Below are 19444 nucleotides of genomic sequence, written 5' to 3'. Positions count from 1 at the left end.
TTTGGGGCATGGCCGCCCCGCTCAACTACCACCACCTGTATTACTTCTGGGTCGTCGCCAAGCAAGGCGGCATGGCGCGCGGCGCCGAGCGGCTGAACATGGCGTTGCAGACCGTGAGCGCGCAAGTGCGGGCGCTGGAGCAGTCGCTTGGCCATGCGTTGCTCAAGCCTTCGGGCCGTGCGCTTGCGCTCACGGACGCGGGCGAGGCCGCACTGGCCTATGCGGACCAGATCTTCCAGCTGGGCGAGGAATTGCCGGCCGCTGTGCGCGACGCCGCCACGGGCCAGGGCGTCCGCCTGCGCGTGGGCATTTCAGATGGCTTGCCGAAGCTCGTCGTGCGGCATCTGCTGCGGCCGGCGGTCGACGACGGCGGCGTGCGGCTCCTGTGCCATGAAGACGAGTTCGAGGGGTTGCTGGCCGATCTTGCGCTCCACCGGCTCGACGTCGTGCTGTCGGACCGGCCCGCGCCCGCCAACCCGAACCTGCGCCTCTACGGCCACAAGCTGGGCGAGGCGCCGCTGTCTTGGTTCGCGCCGAAAGCGCTGGTGAAAAAGCGGATGTCCGCTTTCCCGGCCTGCCTGGCCGAACTGCCGCTTCTCTTGCCCACCAAGCACGCCGAGGTGCGGCCCCGCATCGACCAGTGGCTGGACCGGGAAGGGCTGCGCCCGCGTGTGGTGGGGGAATTCGAAGACAGCGCCTTGCTGGCCGCCTTCGGTCGCACGGGGATGGGCGCGTTCCCGGTCTCGCGCTGGTCGCGTGAGGACTTGATGGCTGACAAGGCCGTCGTGCTGCTGGGCGACTCGCCGGAGTTGACCGAGGCTTTCTACCTGATCTCCGCCGAACGCCGCATCCAGCATCCGCTGGTGCAGCGGCTGCTGAAGGCGGCGTCGGAGGATGCCGGCGCCTGAAGGTCAGTCGTTGCGGACCTGTTGAATGCCCGCGACCATCCAGCCACCGTAGCCGGTGCGCGGCTTCGTCAGGTGCCACAGCTCGTCCAGGTCTTCCGGAACGGCGCCGGCCTGGTCTCGCGTGCTACCGGTGAAGCGAACGCTCACGATGTAGCGATCGGCTTCCTCGACCACTTCGACCACCTGCGCTTCGAGGCCGAACACCTCCGTGCGCTGCGTTGCGTCGCCGCGGCTCTGCAAGTCTTCACGCGCCGCCTCGTACATCTCGGGCGTGAGGTAACTGCGCAGCTGGTCCAGGTCGCCCGCGTCGTGCGCCGTTTGCAACGCCACGAATTGCGACTTGGCATTGCGAACGAACGAGGCGACGTCGAAGTCGGCCGGGATCGCGCCCGCGGCTGCGGGTTGCGCCGCCGAGGCGCCGAGTGCCGAGCCGATACCGGAGCCGAGAAGGCTGCGTCCGCCGTTGGGCGACGTGCCGCCTGCGCTACCGCCCGCGCCCGCCAAGGACGGCCCAGCGCCCGCGGCGCGCTTGCGCATGATGAAGCCGACGAGTGCCAGGCCGGCCATGACAACCAAGGCGATCATCATGATGTTGGCCAACCCTTCACCAAAGCCGAGGTGGGACGCGAGCGCCATCAGACCTATGCCGGCGGCCAGCCCGGCCAACGGCCCCATCCAGCTGCGCTTGGCCGCGGCAGCGGGTGCTGCTGCTGCGGCGGCGCCTGCCGTGGGTGCGGCCGCTGAAGTGCCCGCCGGGTTGGCGGTGTTGGCAGGCGGCGTGTTGGCCGGCTGCGTGGTTTGCTGCCGCTGCATGCCGCTGTTGCGCGCGCCGCCCAGCCGCTTGGCCTCGGCGTCCGCGGCTGCAGTCATACCCAATGCGAGTACGACGGTAAAAAGTGCCAGTGCTTTCTTCATCAAGGGTCTCCTTCGATAGTGACTCCAGCAGGATAGGGCCACAAGCCTGAAGAAAAAAGCAGACTCAAGCTGCGTCCAACTCAGAAATTTACGATGTGGGAAGATTCGGCCGATGTCATCGCCTCTCCTGGCGGCCGCAGAGCCGCCGCTTCCCTACCTCCACGGCTATCCGCCGGAATTGCTGGGCCAGGTGCGCCAACTGATCCACAGCGGCCGCCTCGTCGAGACCCTGGCAAAGCGCCATCCCGAGCCGCACGACGTGCGGACCGAGCGCGCGCTCTACGACTACGTGAACGAAATCAAGGCCAGCCACATGAGGAGCGCGCCGCCACTCTCCAAGGTGGCGTATGACCCGAAGCTGCACATCCTCAGGAGTGTGCTGGGCACGCACAGCGCTGTGTCGCGCGTGCAGGGCGGCAAGCTGAAGGCCAAGCGCGAGATCCGCATCGCCACGCTGTTCAGGGAAGCGCCGGCGGACTTCCTGCGCATGATCGTCGTGCACGAGCTCGCGCACCTGAAGGAACGCGAGCACGACAAGGCGTTCTACTCGCTGTGCCTGCACATGGAGCCCGACTACCACCAGCTCGAGTTCGACCTGCGGTTGTGGCTGACCGCGCGGGAGCTGGACGATTGACTTCGCATGGTCATTGCGGGCTTGACCCGCAATCCATGACTTTCGATCTTCCTCGCGGTCGCGGCAGGCGGTACCCGGCAGGTCCTCACACTGTGGCGGTCGTCGCTTCGCGCCGACTTCGCTGAGATTCTTGGCCCGGGACCGGCGCCGTACAACTCGCAGAGCGCCTAAGGCCGTTCTGCTCAAACAGGTCCGGCGAATATGAAACGAAGCGCGCCCATGGCGCGCCCGGCCCCGGGCCAAGAATCCCAGCCGCCACAGAGATCGGCCCCGCCGGGTACCGCCTGCCGCTCAACGAACTCGATTGGCGTTCAACGGCTATCTGAAGCTATAGTGGTGTTGTCGATGTGGTGGAGTGCCCCAATATGGGGTCGGCTAACCTTGCAGGCTCAACGACCGCGTGCGGAATGATGCGAAGTCGCAAGCGCGGGCCGGCTGGGCCTTGCGGCCAAGTCTGGAACCTTGATGCGTCCTCGCCCGCTGGGTTAGACGATGGCCTATCCTGGAATGGCCAGGGCAGGCGACTGATTACATTGCGTGAGGCCACGCAACAGGGAGGAACTCATCATGCGTCAACATCTATGCCTAATCCTTTTCGCTTCCATTGCACTTGCGACGCCATCAGTCGCTCAAAGTAGAACAATCGCCGACTTCGAATCGAGTAACTTTTATAAGAAGGAAATTCTGATAAGCAAAGACCCTGCATATGACCTCCGGACTGGGGGAAGGAACAACTCGTATTCCTTCAAAGACACAGAGAACGCCGATTCATCCATCGGCGTTGAACTCACAACAAAAGGTCAGGATGTCGTCGAGGTGGGGATTCATTGGAATGGGCAATCAACACTGCGGCCCGCCAAAATGTCGCCCAAGAAAATCGAACAACTCAAAGACCTAGCGGATTTTTGGGGCGTCCCTGGTCAAGCCAAAGCCATTGTTGAGTATGCAAAGTCCCAGCAATCGAAGCACTATTCCGGCGGTTCCAACCAAGCACCAAGGAAGTCGCTTGGACCAATTTCTATCCGCTGTGGAACCACCGGAGAAACACTGTGGATTGGCTGGATAGCGCTCGCTGTCGCCTCTCCTGCCCTATCTCAAAGCACTTCCGTCAACGCCAATGGATCTTCCCCGGTAGTCGTTGGAACTCTTGCAGACACCGTCCTCGGATTTCGCGGAAGAGCGATGTCGACACGGCAAGTTGGAAGCGACCGGAACGGCTTGCTTGTTGAATGGGAATACCCGGATGCAACTTACTTAATGGGTAGGCAGGGTCAAGATGGCGTCGAGGCGTATCGTGTCATCAAGATCAAGCCTCGCAAGTAGAGCGCGCTGTAAATGTGTGCCAACATTGCGCTCAACCCGGACGCTGCCCGATAGAACTGCGCAGAGCCCGGCCAGCGCCCGCTTGCGGCTTCGCATCGTTCCGCGCGCAGTCGTCGAATCCGCCAAGTTAGCCGACCTCATATGTTGGTGAGCTCCACCACATCGATGGCAACACTATAGCCCCGGAGCAACCGTCGAATGCCGACCGAGTTCGTTGAGCGGCAGGCGGTACCCGGCAGGGCCGATCTCTGTGGCGGCTGCGATTTTCGGCCTGAGGTCGGAGCGCGCTTTAGCGCGCCTCGTTGTCATGCTCACCGCAAGTGTTTGAACGGAGCGGCCTCTGGGCGCGGAGTGAGTTTTGCGGTGCCGACCTCAGGCCGGAAATCGCAGCGAAGTCGGCGCGACAGTGCCGACCGCCACAGTGTGAGGCCCTGCCGGGTACCGCCTGCCGCGACGCGAGGAAGATCGAAAGCCATGAATTACGGGTCGAGCCCGCAATCCATCTCACGCCAACCCAACATTTCGTCCAGCGATGCATGGATGCCGGATCGAGTCCGGCATGACAGATCGCGCAGGCGCGTCAAGTCGCTGGCTGGTACCGCGCGGGCAGCGCTTCGCGGTAGGGGTAGTACTGGAAGAAGGGCTGCGCCTCCTCGAGCACGCGAGCCACTGAAGGCCGCTGCAGCACGCGTTCAAGGTAGCCGCCGAGCCGGCGGTGCTCCGCCTGCAAGGGAACCAGCGTGGTCGCGTAGAACAGTGACGGCGCCGCCGCGCAGTCCGCCAGGCTGAACGAGTCACCGGCCATCCAGGCGCGGCCTTCCAGCTTCTGTTCTAGCAAGCCATAGGCCATCGCCAGTGTGCCGCGCGCATTCGACACGCCGATCGGGTCGCGATCCGCCTCGTCGCGCAACCGGTCGGCCACGATGGCCTGCATGGGCGTCATCACGTACAGGTCCAGCAGCCGGTCCATCAGCCGCACCTCAAGGCTCGCTTCCGGGTCAGCCGGAACCAGCGGAGAGGCACCACCGCGATGGTGGTGAGACAGATGTTCGATGATGATGCTCGTCTCCGGTACCACATGGCTTCCATCGAGCAGCAGGGGCATCTTGCCGGTGGGCCACAGCGCCAGGAAGTTCTTTCGCTCCTCCGGGTCGCCCAGGTTGAGAAGACGGGGCTCGAACGCAGCGCCCAGCTCGTAAAGTGCAATGAGAACCTTCCAGCAACACGAAGAAAGTGGGTGGTAGTAGAGGCTCAACGCCATGGCGGCTCGTCCAAATGAAATGCGGGATGGCCAAGCGTAGCGGCTGCTTTCCGCGTTGTCCACACGAGGCCTGCACGCAAATTCGCCCCGTCTGCGATGATGTGGCCCTTCCCCGGAGTCGCCCATTTGTTTCGCCTTTTCGAAAGACTGCTGCACCCCTATCCCGAAGCCGAACCGGCGCATCCGCCGACCGGCTTTTTCTCGTTCATGTGGGCGTGCACCGAGGGCCTGCGCAACTACATCGCCGCGTTGATCTTCCTGAGTGCGCTGGTGTCCGGCTTCGAGGCGTGGCTGTTCTCCGTGCTCGGGCGCGTGGTGGACTGGGCCGCCACCACGCCGCCCGATCGCTTGCTGCAGGAGCACGGTGCAGACCTCGGCTGGTTCGCGGCGATCCTTGTCGTGAGCATCGGCGTGGTGGCGATGGAGTCGCTGGTCAAGCGGCAGACGCTCGCGATGAACTTCCCGTTTCGCCTGCGCTGGAATTTTCACCGGCTGATGCTGGGCCAGAGCATGGCCTTCTATGCCGACGAATTCGCCGGCCGCATCACCACCAAGGTAATGCAGACGGGCTTGGCGGTGCGCGAAGTGATCTTCACCATCGCCGAGGTGATCATCGGCATCGGCGCGTACTTCATCACCTTCCTCGCGCTGGCGGCGGCCTTCGATCTGCGGCTGATGGCGCCGTTCCTGGGATGGCTGGTGCTGTACGGCTTGTCGACGGCGTACTTCGTGCCGCGCCTCGCGAAGATCGGCAAGGAATACGCCGACGCCAAGGCGCTGGTGACGGGGCGCATCTCCGATGCCTACGCCAACATCACCACCGTGAAGCTGTTCTCGCACACGCAGCGCGAGTCGACCTTCCTGCGCCAGGCGCTCGCGGAGTCGGGCGAGATCGGCTACGTGCAGAACCGGCTGATCACCCATTTCGAGATCGTCAACCACACGTTGGTCGTGCTGCTCACCACCAGCGCCGTGACCCAGTCGCTGTGGCTCTGGAGCCATGGCGCGGTCGGCCCCGGCGCGGTGGCGGCCGTCACGGCGATGAGTATGCGCATCGGCGGCCTGTCTCACTGGGTGATGTGGTCGCTGGCCGGCCTTTTCGAAAACGTCGGCACGGTGCAGGACGGCATCGCGACGCTCACCAAGCGCCGCCATGTTGTGGATGCAGCGGATGCCCAACCCCTGCAGGTGCCGCGCGGCGAAGTGAAGTTCGAGCACCTCAACTTCTCGTATGGCGGCAAGACGCCGGTGCTCCAGGATTTCAACCTCACCGTGCGGCCCGGCGAAAAAGTCGGCCTCATCGGCCGCTCGGGCGCCGGCAAGTCCACCCTGGTGAACCTGCTGCTGCGCTTCTACGACGTGGACGGCGGCCGCATCCTCGTGGACGGACAAGACATCGCGCACGTCACGCAAGACAGCCTGCGCGCGAGCATCGGCATGGTCACGCAGGACACATCGCTTCTGCACCGCTCGGTGCGCGACAACATCATGTACGGCCGCCCCGGCGCGACCGAGGAAGAGATGCTGGCCGCCGCGCGCCTGGCGCAGGCCCACGACTTCATCGCCCACCTCACCGACCCGAAAGGCCGGCGCGGCTACGACGCGCAGGTGGGCGAGCGCGGCGTCAAGCTCTCGGGCGGCCAGCGCCAGCGGATTGCGATTGCGCGTGTGATGTTGAAGGACGCGCCTCTGCTGCTCCTGGACGAAGCAACAAGCGCGCTGGATTCCGAAGTGGAAGCCGCGATCCAGGCCAGCCTGCAGCGGCTCATGCAAGGCAAGACCGTGATCGCCATCGCCCACCGCCTCTCGACCATCGCGGCGCTGGACCGGCTGATCGTGCTGGACCAGGGCCGCATCGTGGAGGAGGGCGACCACCGCACGTTGATCGCGCGGGGTGGGCTGTATGCGCGCTTGTGGGCGCACCAGAGTGGCGGGTATCTGGGGGAAGAATCCGAAGGGGCGGAAGCGGGGGAGATGGTGCGGGCCTAAGGGTTGGCCGGTGGCTGCCCCGTCAGCCACTGGCGCAGCGACTGGATCACCGGTGCTTTCGCGCGCTCGTTGGTCGTCACCAGAAAGTAGCTGCGCGGCGAGATGAAGGGTTTTTCGTTCAGCTTCACCAGGCGCCCGGCCCGCAGCGCTGCCTCGCTCACATAGTCTGGCAGCAGCGCAACGCCCAGGCCGGCCTCGGCTGCGGTCAATGTCAGCGACAGCAATCCGTAGTGCGCCCCCGGCATCGGCACTTCCACCGGCGTGCCCAACTGGCGCAGGTAGGCGGGCCACGAATTGGGGACTGTCCCCTGGTGCAATAAGGGCAGCGCGGCCATCTGGACGCCTGTCAGCGGCGCTGCAAGCCGGCTCAGCGTGGGCGCCGCAAGAGGAAAGGAGTGCAAGGGGTGCAGCAGGTCCGCCACGCAGCCGGGCTCCGGTCCCTCGCAGTAGATGATCGCCGCATCCAGCCCCGAATCACGCATGTTGATCGGCCCGGTATGTGTGGTCACATCCAGCTGGATCTGCCGGTGCGCAGCGGCAAATGCGCACAGCCGCGGCATGGCCCACAGCGTGCCGAACGTGGGGGGCACCGACAGGCGCAGCACCTTGCCCGGCATGGAGCCCATCGAGGCAGCGATGGTTGCTGACTCCAGCTCGTCCAGCAGGGTGCGCACCCGCCGCAGGTAGCCGGCGCCGTCGGCCGTCAGCTCCAACCCGCTGGGTGTGCGCCGGCAAAGTGCAACGCCGACAAAGCCCTCCAGGTCCGACAGCTGGCGGCTCACCGCGCTTTGCGTCAGGCTCAGTTCATCGGCCGCGGCAGTGATGCTCAGGCGCCGCGCAATCACCTCGAAGGTATTGAGGTTGACGATGGAGGGCAGGTGCCGCTGCGTTGGAGATTTCATGGCGGGTGCGGCCGATATTGGCATGGCATCCGGGCGCCCGCAATGAAAAACATGGTGCGCGGGGCATGAAATAAATGCAGGAGGGTATGCGTTTATTCCGTTGGACAGGCCGGCGCGCATGCCTGACATTCAGGGCGCCCGCAGGGGCTGCCCATCACGAACAGAACGTTGGAGTTGCAGATGCCGAAATTTCAAACACCCCTTGCGCTGCTGCTGGCAGCGAGCACGCTGGCCAGCACCGCCCTGGCGGCAGACTGGCCCGCTGCCCAGTCCATCAAGCTGATCGTGCCCTCGGCCGCCGGTGGCACGCCTGACCTCACCAGCCGCAAGCTGGCCAACTATCTGCAGGACAAGCTCAAGCAATCGGTGATCGTCGAGAACCGCCCCGGCGCGGCAGGCACCATCGCCATGCAGGCGGTGGCCACCGCCAAGCCCGATGGCTACACGCTGGGCTTTGGCAACATCGTGACCATGGCGATCAACCGCAGCCTGATCGCCAAGATGCCCTACAACCCCGACAAGGACCTGGCGCCTGTGGCCGTCCTCTCGCAGGTCCCCAACGTGCTGGTGGTCCGCCAGGGCTTTCCGGCAGCCTCGGTACGCGACCTGATCATCTATGCCAAGAGCCATCCGGGCCGCTTGGCCATGGGCTCGGGCGGCAACGGCACCACCAGCCACCTCAGCGGCGAAATCCTCAAGGAGAAGGCCGGCATCAGCTTCAACCACATTCCCTACCGCGGCGCCCCGCAGGCGCAGACCGACCTGATCGGCGGGCAGATCGATTTCATGTTCGACAACCTGCCGTCCATGGTGGGCGCCATCCAGTCAGGCAAGGTGCGCCCGCTCGCTGTGACCAGCAAACGGCGCTCGGCGCTGTTGCCCGACGTGCCGACCATGGAAGAGGCGGGCGTTGCAGGCTTCGAGGTGGTGGCCTGGGGCGGCATCGTGGCGCCCGCCGGCACGCCTCGGCAAGTGATCCTGCGCCTGAACCGCGAGATCAACAACTGGCTGCAGGCGCCTGCGACCAAAGCCGAATTCGCGCAGTTGGGGCAGGTCGCGCTGGGAGGAACGCCCGAGTTTTTCAAGACGCATATCGACAGCGAGGTCAAGAAATGGGGCGCTGTGATCCGCAATGCCGGAGTGAAGCTTGACTGAGCTTGCCTTGCCTTCCCGCGTGGACCTGTTGCTGCGCGGCGGCACGGTCATCGACGGGTCGGGAGCGCCGCGCTTCCTGGCGGATGTGGGTGTGACAGCCGGCGCGATCTCCTTCGTGGGTGAAGCTGGGCGGTGCGAGGCACGCCAGGTGCTGGACGTGCAGGGCCTGGTGGTCGCGCCCGGTTTCATCGACAGCCATGCCCACGACGACCGTGCGGTGCTGGCAGACCCGGGCATGCAGGCCAAGATCTCGCAAGGAGTCACCACTGTCATCAATGGCAACTGCGGCAACAGCCTGGCGCCGTTTCGCAAAGGCACTGTTCCCCCGCTGCCGCTGCGCGATGTCGCTCCGCAGTACCAGTTCGACAATTTCGCCGCCTACCTGGACCAGTTGCAGGCTCATCCGGCCAGCGTCAACGTGGCGTCGCTGGTGGGCCACACCTCCCTGCGCGTTTGCCATGTGCGCGACCTTGGGCGGCCTGCGACGCAGGAGGAAGCGCTCGCCATGCGCCAGGCCGTGCAGGCCGCGCTGCAGGCTGGTGCACTGGGCCTCTCCACCGGAACTTTCTATCCCCCGGCCGCTGCAGCCACACAGGAGGAGATCGTCGCCGTCGGCGCCGACCTGGCCCGCTACGCCGGTGTCTATGCCACCCACATGCGCAATGAAGGCGATGGCGTGATGGAAGCGATAGACGAGTCGGCCGCGATCGCCGCCGCGCTGGGCGTGCCGCTGGTGGTTTCGCACCACAAGGTCATGGGGGCCGCCAACTTCGGCCGCACGGTGCAGACACTGGACAAGCTGCGCCTGCTGTCGCAGACGCAGAAGATCTGCCAGGACTGCTATCCCTACACGGCGTCATCTTCACTCCTGCGCCTGGAGCGGCTGCAGCAGTGCGACGACATCATCATCACCAGCTCGCGCACCATGCCCGATTGCGCGGGCGCGCGCCTGTCCGAACTGGCGGTGCGCTGGAACTGCTCGCGCGAGGAGGCACTGGGCCGGGTGATGCCGGGCACCGGCATGTACTTCATGATGGACGAGGCCGATGTGCGGCGCGTGCTGGCCGATCCCGCAACCATCATTGGCTCGGACGGCATCTCCGCCGACAGCTACCCGCACCCGCGCCTGTGGGGCACCTTCGCTCGCGTCCTGGGACATTACAGCCGTGAGCTGGGCTTGTTCCCGCTGGAGGTGGCGGTGCGGAAGATGACAGGCGCCACCGCGATGGCTTTCGGCCTGCAGGGCCGCGGCGAACTCAGGGTGGGCCACGCGGCGGACATCACCGTGTTCGACGCGGGCAGCGTGATCGACCGCGCCACTTATCTTGCGCCCACCGAGCCGGCGCTTGGCATCGAGCACGTCATCGTCAACGGCACGGCGGTGTGGGCTTCGGGAGTGCCGACAGGTGCCAGGCCGGGGCACTGCCTTCGGCGTTCTGACTCCTGAACTGGAAGCGGAATGATGGCAGTCGCCGGCCGGCGCGTGCGGGGCAGCACCATGGCGTATTCCTCACTCGCCAACGACTTGCCGGCGAAAGCTTCCAGCACCGGCGGCAACTTGAAGTGCCTGCGGCGGAACATGAACTCGGCCACTTCATGGAACCACACCCGCCGGCCCATCGCCGCGTACCATCGCATCGCGTGCGCCTGATCCGGGTCGCTGTTGAAGAGTGTGCGCCGCAACGCCTTCGGCCGCAGTTGCACGGCCAGCTCGATGAACTTGGTCCACGCGAAAACCCGCCAGGCCGGCACCCCCAGCGTCTGAAGCACCTGGTGCTTGTAGTCCCACTTGCGCAGATCAGGTTCCAGCACGCGCCGGTTTGCCACCGTGTCGTAGAAGGGTGTCCAGCGATGCGGCGTGGCGTACAAGGTCTGGATCTGATCGGGGTCGTAGTCCAGCAGGTGTTTCAGCGTGCGGAAAAAATCGGCATCGCCTTTCTCGTCGAACCCGAGGACACACGTAGCCATGGAGAGAATTCCGTGACGGCGCAGCAGCTGAATCGCTTCTCGGTCTTCGCTGGCGGTCGTGCCCTTGCGAATCGCCGCGAGCGTCGACTCGTCATAACTCTCGATGCCCAGCAGGAAGCGGATGACGCCCGCGCGTTTGTACAGGTGCAGGATGTCGGCGTCGCGCACGATGTCGCCGGCGCGTGTGGACCCGACGAGCGTGAGCGGGACGTCTTCTGCGATCAGCGCTTCAAGGAAGGCGCGCCAGGCCTTGCGTGAACCGGTGGGCAGTTCGTCCGCGAAGTTGATCAGCCGCACGCCATGCTCCCGATACAGGCGCGCCAGCTCCTTCGCAAACCGAACCGGGTCGCGATGCCGCCAGCGCGTCCAGAACCCACGCTGGCCGCAGTAGTTGCAAAGGTACGGGCAGCCGCGCGAGAACTGCACCACCACCGCCCGCAGGCCACCCCAGTACGAGTAGTCGGCATGGGAGACGAGTTCCCAGCCCACCCGCCAGTCGTCCAGGCACTCCAGCATCGGCGCCTTGGTGCTCGCCACTGGACCGCCTGTCTCGCGCCAGGCGATTCCGGGCAGGTGGCGCCAATCTTCACCGGCTTCGAGCAGCCGGAGCAAATCGCGCGTGGTCCGCTCGCCTTCACCGCGCACGATGAAGTCGATCGCGGGGCACTGCGCCAGCACGTCACGCCAATGGTAGGTGGGGTGGACGCCGCCGCAGACAATGACAAGGCCCGGACGAAGCCGCTTCAATCGCAAAGCCAGATTCAGCACGGTGAGGTTCGCGGACGACGAACCGGAGTGGCCCATCATCACGACGTCGACCGGTTCCGCGAGCACGGCGGTCACCGCTTGCTGCGCGCTCAGGCCGAGCCGGTCCGCATCGACCAGGCGCACGATGAAGCCGTCGTCCAGAAGCGGCCCACCGACCGCGAGCAGGCCGAGCGGCGGCAGATGGTCGTCTGGAATGCGGCTACCGATGGCGGTGTGGGTTGGATTGAGCAGGCAGACGCGCAGGCGTCGATGGGATGGGCTGTGCATCGCCGTTCGTCAGGAGTGAAGGTGATGCGAGCATCGCCACGGCCTGCGAAGTGAGAGTGAAGTCCGGGAGAAGTGAGCGTGCCCTTTTGGCGGTCGCGGCAGGCTCGATCGGCAATCCGATCACCAGGACGTCACCGGCGTGGAGGGTTGCGGCAGGCCAGGTCGCGCAGCTCTGCGCGCTGCACTTCCGAAATGGACATCAGGCCGAGCAGGCCAAGGTCACGCTGGACTTCGTCGGCCAGGATTCGAATCGCATGGCGCACGCCCCCTTCGCCGGCAACGGCGGCCGCGTAGTTGAACGGCCGGCCCACGAACACGAACTTCGCCCCGAGTGCGAGTGCCTTCAGGACGTCCGTCCCGCGCCGGATGCCGCTGTCCATCATGACCGGGAAGTCGGCGCCCACCGCCTGGACGACCTCGGGCAGCACGCGCAGCGGCGAGACCGTGCCATCGAGCTGGCGGCCGCCGTGGTTCGACACGATGAGACCGTCGGCGCCCGTGTCGCGCACCTTGCGTGCGTCCTCATGGTTCATGATGCCCTTGACGACCAGAGTGCGCTTCCACTTGCGGCGGATGAGGGCCAGGTGCTCCCAGTCCAGGTGATCCTTGGCGCCGAAGTCGCGTGCCACCCGCGACGAGAGGATCGGGGCACCACGGGTCGCATACGAGTTCTCGAAGTGCGGCATGCCGTGCAGGGCGATCGTCCGCAGCAAGGTGCCGATCATCCAGCGCGGATGGGTGAGCCCCTCCCACGCCAGGCGCAAGCTGGGACGCAGGGGCGTGGAAAAGCCTGCACGGATGTTGTTCTCGCGGTTCGCGAGCACAGCGGTGTCCACCGTCAGCACGAGCGTCTTGACGCCCGCACGGTCGACGCGGTCGACGAGCGCCTCGATCTTCGCGGTCTCGCCCGGCAGGTAAGCCTGGAACCACGTCTCGGGGGCCGCGGCGATCACCTCTTCCAGCGGGATGAGCGAGGAGCCGCTCATGATCATCGGCACGCCCTCGGCCGCCGCCGCGCGGGCCTGCACGAGGTCACCGCGATACGCGCTGAGCGCACTGATGCCCATCGGCGCGATGCCGAACGGTGATGCGTAGCGCCGTCCGAGAAGGTCGACCGCCTGGCTGCGGCCGGACACGTTGCGCAGCACCCGCGTGACGAAGCCGAACTCCGAGAACGCGGCGCGGTTCTCGTGCAGCGATGCCGAGTCTTCCGCTCCGCCGGCGATGTATTCAAAGAGCGGGCGCGGCAGGTGGCGGCGAGCGCTTGTCTCGAAATCCCGCAACGACAGGAATTTCCGTTGCGACATACGCAGATCAGTTCACCTGGATGTTTGCTTCGCGGATCACCTTGTCCCACAGTCCGGTCTCCCTGCGGATCATGTCGGTGAGCTCGGCCGCGTCCGCAAGCTCGATGTCGACCCCCTGTTCTTCGAAACGCTGGGCCACCCCAGGGTCGAGCGACGCTTTCTTCATCGCCGCGTAGAGGCGCGCGACGACGGGCGCCGGCGCACCGGCCGGCGCGAAGATGGCATTCCAGCTCTTGTAGCCGAAGCCGCGAACGGTGTTCGAGATCAAGGGGATCCCCTTCAGAGGTGCTGCGGCGCTGGGGGCGGTGAGGCCGATGACGCGCAGCAGGCCGTTCTGGACCATGCCGGTGAACGAAGGCATGGTTCCGAACATCGCGTGGATCTGGCCGGAGGCAAGGTCCGTGGTCGCCGCCGAAGCCCCGCGGTAGGGCACGTGCTTGATGTCGATCTGCGCGGCGCGCGCGAACAGTTCCGTGCCGAGGTGCGCCAATCCCCCGATGCCCGCAGAGCCGAAGTTCAGTTGGCCCGGATGTGCCTTGGCATACGCAACCAGCTCCGCGAGCGTCTTGAACGGCATCTTCGCCGTGACCACCAGCACGTGCGGTGCCGTGGCGATCATCCCCACCGGCGTGAGCTGGGTCAGGATGTCCACGCGCGGTTTTTGCAGCAGCGGCTGCGCCGTGATGTTGCCTGAGGCGGCGAAGAGCAGCGTGCTGCCATCGGCCTTCGAGCCTGTCACCTTCTGCATGGCAGGCACGCCGGCGCCGCCGCCGGCGTTCTCGATGACGAAAGGCTGCCCCAGGGTGGCGCCCATCGCCTTGGCGAGGTCCCGCCCCAGGACGTCGGTTGCACCTCCGGCGGCGAATGGAATCACCATCCGGATGGGCACAGGGGGGGCGCCCTGGGCCTGTGCGCCGAACGCGGCGAACGCAGCCGCCGAGGCAAGGAAGCCACGACGGCCGATGTGCATGCTGGTCATGAAACGTGTCTCCTGGATCGAGGAGCGCATGATCCGAACAAAGGCCGTGGATCGGCAATGCGTTACGCCTGCCGTAACGGTGCGGCAAAGTGGAATACGATTCGCACCATGCCGCAGCAGTCCAGGATCAAGCCGGCGCCTGCCACGAAGCGGCTGCTCGCCGATGAGCCACCAGGCGGCTCGGCACGTGCAGTCGACGAGAACGTCGCGGCCGTCACGCGTGCCTTGGCTATCCTCACCGCCTTCGAAGGCGACGAGCTCTACCTCCCCCTCGCTGAACTGGCACGCCGCACGGGCATGCACAAGCCCACCGTGCTGCGGCTTGCTCGCACGTTGGCTGCAGCCCGCTTCCTGGTGAGGCGCGAAGATGGCGCCTGGCGTCTCGGCCCCGCGGTCGGGTGGATGGGATCGCGCTACCAGGCGCAGTTCGACCTGGACTCCACCATCGAACCGATCCTGCGCCAGCTCAGTGCGGCCACCGGAGAAAGCGCGTCGTTCTTCGTCTTCGAAGGCAACCTGCGCAGCTGCCTGATGCGTTGCGAGGGAACGGCCGTTGTGCACAGCCGGATTCGCTCGGGCGAGGTCTTTCCCCTGGACCGCGGATCCGCCGGCCGGGTGATTCTGGCCGCCCTGGGTGAACCGGGGGACCTCAACGAGCGCATCCGCCGGCGCGGTTTCCACATCACCCGCGGCGAGCGGAACCCGATGTTCGCGAGCGTATCGGCCGCCGTGCGAGGACGCTACGGTGCCGTTCTGGGATCCGTCAGCACTGCGGGGCCGGTGGAAAGGCTGACCACGCCGGTGCTGGTGCGTTACGCGCCCGCGACGGTTCTTGCAGCGAAGCAGCTAGGGGAAGCGCTCGGCGCCATGCCGGCCACTGCGCTGCGGGCGACTTGGCATCCTTGATTTTGCGAGAACCTCACCGCGACGCGCTCGCCATCAATCGCAGGTTCTGCACGGCGGCGCCTGCCGCCCCTTTGCCCAGGTTGTCGAGAACCGCGCTCAAGACGATCTGGCCCGTGCGCTCATTGCATGCAACGGCCAGGCTCATCTCGTTGGTGCCGTTGTGGACTTGCGGATCCCGTTCGGTCAACGGCACGGCAGGCGACATCGGCAGCACGCGCACATGCGCCGCATCGCGGTATCGCTCCGCAAGGCATTCGTGGATGCGTGCACCCGAGACATCGCCGGAAAGCATCCGCGCATGCAACCCGATGGTGAGCACGATGCCCTGTCGGTAGCTGCCATACGCCGGCACGAAGATGGGCCGCTCCGTCAAGCCGGCATAGGCCTCGATTTCCGGTACGTGCTTGTGCTCGAGCGCCAGGCCATAAACCTTGAACGAATGCGCCCCTGCGCCGCCCGCTGCGGCCTCGTGCGCTTCCACCCCCGCCCTGCCTTGCCCCGAATAGCCTGAGACGGCATGGATGACCAGCGGATAGCCGGTGGGCAGCAGGCCCGCATCCGTGAGCGGCCGTAGCAGGGCGACCGCCGCGGTGGGATAGCAGCCCGGATTGGTGACTCGCGATGCGGCAGCGATACGTTCGGGCTGCCGTGCATCGAGCTCCGGCAGGCCGTAGACCCAGCCCGCGCTGGTGCGGTGAGCCGAACTGGCGTCGATGACACGCACCGAAGGGTTCTCGATCATCGCCACCGCATCGCGCGCCGCGGCATCGGGAAGACAAAGGATGGCGATGTCGCACGCGTTGAGCGCGGCCCGTCGGGACGCCGCGTCCTTGCGCACGTTTGCCGGCAAGGTGCTGATGCGGAATTCTCCATTGCGGAGCCGGTTCTGCAGATCAAGGCCGGTGGTGCCCTGGTCGCCGTCGATGAAGATATTCAGGTCCATGGCGTGCGATCGTAGGGACATGAGCCAATTTGCTCCAGTTAAATATAGGAAAGCTGAAATTAAGAAAAGCTAAACTTGCGGCATGCGGGAACTGAGCCTTGACCATCTGCGCACCCTGGTCGCCATCGCCGATCTCGGGTCCCTGGCCAGTGCCGCGCGCGCCCTTCACCTGGCGGCTCCCACCGTCACCGTTCAGATCGCGGAACTGGAGTCGCGCCTGGGTGGCCAGTTGCTCGTTCGCGGGCGGGGGCCTGCGCAAGCGACGGCTCTGGGAGAGCAGTTCATCGCGCGTGCCCGCAGGCTGCTGGCGGACGCTGACGACGCGGTGGAGGATGTTCGACGCCAGCTCGCCGGCCAGACAGGCCGCGTGCGGGTGGGCGCCTCGACGGGCGCCATTGCGCACCTGCTGCCGCCCGCGCTCGAACGCCTTGCCCGGAACCATCCCGGCGTCGACGTGAACGTGCAGGTGCTCACCTCCAACGAAAGCATGGCCCGGCTCGCCGCGGGAAGCCTGGACCTGGCGGTCGTCGCGCTGCCGCAGCCGCCTGTGCGGGGCGTCCATGTCACACCCCTGAGGCGCGAGGCGGTCGTCGCCTATTTACCGGCGGCCTGGGAAGCACCGAAGCGGCTGACTGCGCAGTGGCTGGCCCAACGCCCGCTGATCATGAACGACGCCTCCACGCGTCTCTACAAGCTGACCGCGGAATGGTTTTCTGCGGCCGGCGTCCATTGCCGGCCGTGCATCGAGCTCAACTACAACGATGCGATCAGGACGCTGGTCGCCGCAGGTTACGGAGCGGCGCTGTTGCCGAAGGAACCGGACGAACACGCGCTTGATCCGCGCATCGCCTTCCGCACGCTCACCCCGGCCCTGTGGCGGCAGCTCGGTCTCGCGGTCAGCGACCGGGGCGCCGGCGGACCGACACGTTTCGTGCTGGACGCTTTGCTGCCTGAAAGGTCGGCTGCGTGAGCGGCCCTCGTGCGCACCAGGGCCAATCAGAATTCAGCTCTCACTCAAGGGTGAATCCAACTTTCATCGTCACTTGCCAGTGGGCGACCTTGCCGTCTTGTATGTGGCCGCGTGTCTCGACGATCTCGAACCATTGCATGTTGCGAACGGTTTCGTGCGCCTTGGCAATGGCGGAAGTGACGGCATCTTCAATGCCCACAGGCGACGACCCGGTGAGCTCGACGGTTTTGTAGACGTGCTTGGACATGGCGGCTCCTTGCTGGCGATGGACATGAGAGCAGTATGGCTGCTTTCGACCCATTGCAGACCTCGTCAGACGTTTCCACGAATGGCCCAGCATCACTCATGATTTGAAAACGCGACGGGAGGAGACAGGCCGGTTGCGCCACTGGCGCGCCACAAAAATTCCTTTTAAGCTGCCGGGGTGTACCAGCCACACCCCAGTCAGAAACTCACCGAGATGTTCCGCGCCAAGCCCTACCAAGGGGCTCAACCGGAGAATGCGGAATTTGTCTTCGTGGGGCTAGATGCGAACTATGACGCTCAGATCGAAAGCAGTACCTTCTTTCAACGAGTGATCGAGTACCACGAAAATGGCGTTTCGTTCTGGCACCGTCACGAGGTGCACCACCCATTTCTTTTGGCCGACTACAGGGGTGATGGCCAACTCTATCACCGCAACTTCGCAAGGACCGGATTCGGACCGGAACACGCAGATCGCGTGGCTTTCGTCGAACTGTTGCACATTCCAACTGTCGGCGAGAGTCAGCTAATGGCGAGCGACCTTGACTCGGCACACCTAGACGAGCTGAACGGTCTCATTCTCCGTGGCGCCAGGCGAAACGTCTTCCTTTCGGACAAGGTGATCAGAGTCATGCGCGCCAGCGGGCACTTCGGCTGGCTGCGCAAACCCATCGCTAAGCAGGTGCTTCCCGTACTGCACAAGATTGGAGAAACGACGATCTACCAGCATCTTCACTTCTCCAACTATGGCGCATTTCAGGCACGCATGACGCTTGAGGCGGCCGCTGTGGCTGGCCTCCGAACCGATCCGCCGCGCGAGACGTGACGTCCGCCTCTGGCCGGTAGCGGACTTCGCGGACGCTTGAGGATCCAGCAGCGATGGATGCGACGCGGGGTTCGCGTACGTCGCGCAAGCTGACGGATGCGCTGTTTTTCATGCGCTTCGACGATAGGGCGATACGACCCTGTGAAACAGCACACGCATGATGGCTCCTGTGCAACGGCTACTGCTTGGTGGCGTCAATCGTGATGCTTTGGAATGTTTGCTTCGACGCATCGAGGTCCTTGCACTCCATCGAGCCCACCTTGACCCCGCCGTCGTCGCTCAGAATCTGCACCAGTGTTGTATTCGGAACCGCAAACAGCGCTTCCGGCCGGAACTGGCCGTACTTTTTGAAATCAATACCCACAATAGGCGTCGGACGATCCGCTGCTTTGCCGGACCACCGGAACAGCGCGAAATCACCGGTGTCCGCCGGCGGGCCAGCCACGATCCAGTAGCTGGAGCCGACCAGTTCGATGCTGCGGATACCGGCACCGCCCAAATCGAGCGGTATTGGAGAACCGAGCCGCGCTTTGGCGCGCCCGTTGATGACATCGTCAGGATTTTCGAGGGAAACGACGAGCGCGTTCCTGTTCCGGACGGGACTTCGAAAACCGATCAGGAGCTTCCCGTCGGGCGTGGCCGCGAGCCCTTCGATGTTGAGTCCGCCGGGCGATTCCGGAGCAAGCGTCGAGGCGGTGGCGAGGTCATACGGCTTGAGCGACTCGGCGGCGAGGAGGTCGTCCAACAGGCCGGTGTAGGCTTTGCCTAAGGGTTGGAGCGACGGCGGCCGCGCCGGCCCCATCTCCATCGCGAAAAAGCGGTGGCGTTCTTCGCGGAGTTTCCCATTCTTGTTCCGGCCATGTGACCCGATCCAGTAGATACGGTTACCGATTCGCGCCGCCCCTTCCAGATCGGATTCCTGCTTCTTCGTTCCGAGGAACTGCCCAAGGTCCACGGGGGATCCGACGGCATCCGGCTTGCCGCGGCGATAGATGCGAAGCTCATTGTGCTCATCGTTTGCGACGACGAAGTGTTCGTCGTCCAGAGCGACGGCGGCGGAAGCGTCACACCAGCCGTTGTACTTGGCTGTCTGCTCCGCCTGAACCGCCAATGTGAGGCAGCCGAACGCGAGCGCCATCGCGAATATCGATTTCGATGTCATGTGGATCCTTGCAAGATT

At 65.1% G+C, this 19444-nt stretch carries 17 protein-coding genes and 1 pseudogene; 9 read left to right on the top strand and 9 right to left on the bottom strand.

The genetic code is table 11. The annotated features are described in order from the left end of the window. Positions 1-8 precede the first annotated feature (8 nt). Positions 9-908: a transcriptional activator NhaR gene (nhaR, locus tag EEB15_RS03775; RefSeq protein ID WP_141508198.1), complete on the top strand. Its 900-nt coding sequence runs from the start codon at positions 9-11 to the stop codon at positions 906-908. A 3-nt stretch (positions 909-911) separates the two neighbouring features. Here nhaR and EEB15_RS03770 read toward each other — a convergent pair whose 3' ends face one another. Beyond that, on the bottom strand, positions 912-1823 hold the full coding sequence (locus EEB15_RS03770; RefSeq protein WP_141508197.1) for a Tim44 domain-containing protein: 912 nt from the start codon (positions 1821-1823) through the stop codon (positions 912-914). 112 nt (positions 1824-1935) lie between these two features. Between EEB15_RS03770 and EEB15_RS03765 the strand changes: the two genes are divergently transcribed. Beyond that, positions 1936-2457: a M48 family metallopeptidase gene (locus tag EEB15_RS03765; protein WP_141508196.1), complete on the top strand. Its 522-nt coding sequence runs from the start codon at positions 1936-1938 to the stop codon at positions 2455-2457. A 567-nt stretch (positions 2458-3024) separates the two neighbouring features. Then, positions 3025-3780 (top strand): hypothetical protein, encoded by a 756-nt coding sequence (locus EEB15_RS03760; RefSeq protein ID WP_141508195.1) that lies wholly within the window; start codon positions 3025-3027, stop codon positions 3778-3780. 580 nt (positions 3781-4360) lie between these two features. On the opposite strand, the gene EEB15_RS03755 is transcribed toward EEB15_RS03760, so the two are convergent. Beyond that, positions 4361-5041, bottom strand: coding sequence for a glutathione S-transferase family protein (locus EEB15_RS03755; RefSeq protein WP_141508194.1), 681 nt, complete (start codon positions 5039-5041; stop codon positions 4361-4363). Positions 5042-5167: 126 nt separating this feature from the next. On the opposite strand from EEB15_RS03755, the gene EEB15_RS03750 reads away from it, so the two are divergent. Beyond that, positions 5168-7030, top strand: coding sequence for an ABC transporter ATP-binding protein (locus tag EEB15_RS03750; RefSeq protein WP_199236449.1), 1863 nt, complete (start codon positions 5168-5170; stop codon positions 7028-7030). On the opposite strand, the gene EEB15_RS03745 is transcribed toward EEB15_RS03750, so the two are convergent. Next, positions 7027-7932, bottom strand: a complete 906-nt coding sequence (locus EEB15_RS03745) for a LysR substrate-binding domain-containing protein (RefSeq protein WP_158289981.1) — start codon at positions 7930-7932, stop codon at positions 7027-7029. The genes EEB15_RS03750 and EEB15_RS03745 overlap by 4 nt on opposite strands. A 180-nt stretch (positions 7933-8112) precedes the next feature. On the opposite strand from EEB15_RS03745, the gene EEB15_RS03740 reads away from it, so the two are divergent. Together EEB15_RS03740 and EEB15_RS34155 are read left to right on the top strand one after the other, a co-directional pair. Next, complete coding sequence (locus EEB15_RS03740) at positions 8113-9087, top strand: tripartite tricarboxylate transporter substrate binding protein (protein WP_141508192.1); 975 nt, start codon at positions 8113-8115, stop codon at positions 9085-9087. Further along, entirely contained in the window at positions 9080-10534 is a 1455-nt protein-coding gene (locus tag EEB15_RS34155; protein WP_233259341.1) for an amidohydrolase family protein, read from the top strand. Before EEB15_RS03740 ends, EEB15_RS34155 begins: the two co-directional genes overlap by 8 nt. 470 nt (positions 10535-11004) lie before the next feature. Here the strand turns inward: EEB15_RS34155 and EEB15_RS34150 are convergent. From EEB15_RS34150 to EEB15_RS03720, 3 genes and pseudogenes are all read right to left on the bottom strand, one after another. Next, positions 11005-12090, bottom strand: a pseudogene (locus tag EEB15_RS34150) (radical SAM protein); the annotation flags it as partial. A 131-nt stretch (positions 12091-12221) separates the two neighbouring features. After that, a complete protein-coding gene (locus EEB15_RS03725) occupies positions 12222-13397 on the bottom strand; it encodes an alpha-hydroxy acid oxidase (protein WP_141508191.1) in 1176 nt (391 codons plus the stop codon). 7 nt (positions 13398-13404) lie between these two features. Continuing rightward, positions 13405-14376, bottom strand: coding sequence for a tripartite tricarboxylate transporter substrate binding protein (locus EEB15_RS03720; protein WP_141508190.1), 972 nt, complete (start codon positions 14374-14376; stop codon positions 13405-13407). 108 nt (positions 14377-14484) lie between these two features. Here EEB15_RS03720 and EEB15_RS03715 point away from each other — a divergent pair, with 108 nt between their 5' ends. Next, on the top strand, positions 14485-15282 hold the full coding sequence (locus EEB15_RS03715; protein ID WP_141508189.1) for an IclR family transcriptional regulator: 798 nt from the start codon (positions 14485-14487) through the stop codon (positions 15280-15282). 13 nt (positions 15283-15295) lie between these two features. Here EEB15_RS03715 and argC read toward each other — a convergent pair whose 3' ends face one another. Continuing rightward, positions 15296-16225, bottom strand: coding sequence for an N-acetyl-gamma-glutamyl-phosphate reductase (gene argC / locus EEB15_RS03710; protein ID WP_141508595.1), 930 nt, complete (start codon positions 16223-16225; stop codon positions 15296-15298). A gap of 82 nt (positions 16226-16307) precedes the next feature. Between argC and EEB15_RS03705 the strand changes: the two genes are divergently transcribed. After that, entirely contained in the window at positions 16308-17195 is an 888-nt protein-coding gene (locus EEB15_RS03705) for a LysR family transcriptional regulator (RefSeq protein ID WP_141508188.1), read from the top strand. Positions 17196-17235: 40 nt separating this feature from the next. Here the strand turns inward: EEB15_RS03705 and EEB15_RS03700 are convergent, their stop codons facing one another. Beyond that, positions 17236-17442, bottom strand: coding sequence for a dodecin (locus EEB15_RS03700; RefSeq protein WP_141508173.1), 207 nt, complete (start codon positions 17440-17442; stop codon positions 17236-17238). A 213-nt stretch (positions 17443-17655) separates the two neighbouring features. Here EEB15_RS03700 and EEB15_RS03695 point away from each other — a divergent pair, with 213 nt between their 5' ends. Next, complete coding sequence (locus tag EEB15_RS03695; RefSeq protein WP_141508187.1) at positions 17656-18264, top strand: hypothetical protein; 609 nt, start codon at positions 17656-17658, stop codon at positions 18262-18264. A 178-nt stretch (positions 18265-18442) separates the two neighbouring features. On the opposite strand, the gene EEB15_RS03690 is transcribed toward EEB15_RS03695, so the two are convergent. Then, a complete protein-coding gene (locus EEB15_RS03690) occupies positions 18443-19426 on the bottom strand; it encodes a DUF3616 domain-containing protein (protein ID WP_141508186.1) in 984 nt (327 codons plus the stop codon). Positions 19427-19444 lie beyond the last annotated feature (18 nt).

Origin of the sequence: Ramlibacter sp. WS9 (assembly GCF_003797765.1) — a bacterium.
Classification (GTDB): Bacteria; Pseudomonadota; Gammaproteobacteria; order Burkholderiales; family Burkholderiaceae_C; genus Ramlibacter.
This window is presented reverse-complemented; position numbering and strand designations above follow the sequence as displayed.

Bases quoted from the DNA above. Each gene is read 5' to 3' on its own strand.
- EEB15_RS03705 (WP_141508188.1), top strand. From the start codon at position 16,308: ATGCGGGAACTGAGCCTTGACCATCTGCGCACCCTGGTCGCCATCGCC.
- EEB15_RS03720 (WP_141508190.1), bottom strand. From the start codon at position 14,376: ATGACCAGCATGCACATCGGCCGTCGTGGCTTCCTTGCCTCGGCGGCT.
- EEB15_RS03690 (WP_141508186.1), bottom strand. From the start codon at position 19,426: ATGACATCGAAATCGATATTCGCGATGGCGCTCGCGTTCGGCTGCCTC.
- argC (WP_141508595.1), bottom strand. From the start codon at position 16,225: ATGGACCTGAATATCTTCATCGACGGCGACCAGGGCACCACCGGCCTT.
- EEB15_RS03755 (WP_141508194.1), bottom strand. From the start codon at position 5,041: ATGGCGTTGAGCCTCTACTACCACCCACTTTCTTCGTGTTGCTGGAAG.
- EEB15_RS03760 (WP_141508195.1), top strand. From the start codon at position 3,025: ATGCGTCAACATCTATGCCTAATCCTTTTCGCTTCCATTGCACTTGCG.
- EEB15_RS03700 (WP_141508173.1), bottom strand. From the start codon at position 17,442: ATGTCCAAGCACGTCTACAAAACCGTCGAGCTCACCGGGTCGTCGCCT.
- EEB15_RS03695 (WP_141508187.1), top strand. From the start codon at position 17,656: ATGTTCCGCGCCAAGCCCTACCAAGGGGCTCAACCGGAGAATGCGGAA.
- nhaR (WP_141508198.1), top strand. From the start codon at position 9: ATGGCCGCCCCGCTCAACTACCACCACCTGTATTACTTCTGGGTCGTC.
- EEB15_RS03770 (WP_141508197.1), bottom strand. From the start codon at position 1,823: ATGAAGAAAGCACTGGCACTTTTTACCGTCGTACTCGCATTGGGTATG.
- EEB15_RS03745 (WP_158289981.1), bottom strand. From the start codon at position 7,932: ATGAAATCTCCAACGCAGCGGCACCTGCCCTCCATCGTCAACCTCAAT.
- EEB15_RS03725 (WP_141508191.1), bottom strand. From the start codon at position 13,397: ATGTCGCAACGGAAATTCCTGTCGTTGCGGGATTTCGAGACAAGCGCT.
- EEB15_RS03765 (WP_141508196.1), top strand. From the start codon at position 1,936: ATGTCATCGCCTCTCCTGGCGGCCGCAGAGCCGCCGCTTCCCTACCTC.
- EEB15_RS03740 (WP_141508192.1), top strand. From the start codon at position 8,113: ATGCCGAAATTTCAAACACCCCTTGCGCTGCTGCTGGCAGCGAGCACG.
- EEB15_RS03715 (WP_141508189.1), top strand. From the start codon at position 14,485: ATGCCGCAGCAGTCCAGGATCAAGCCGGCGCCTGCCACGAAGCGGCTG.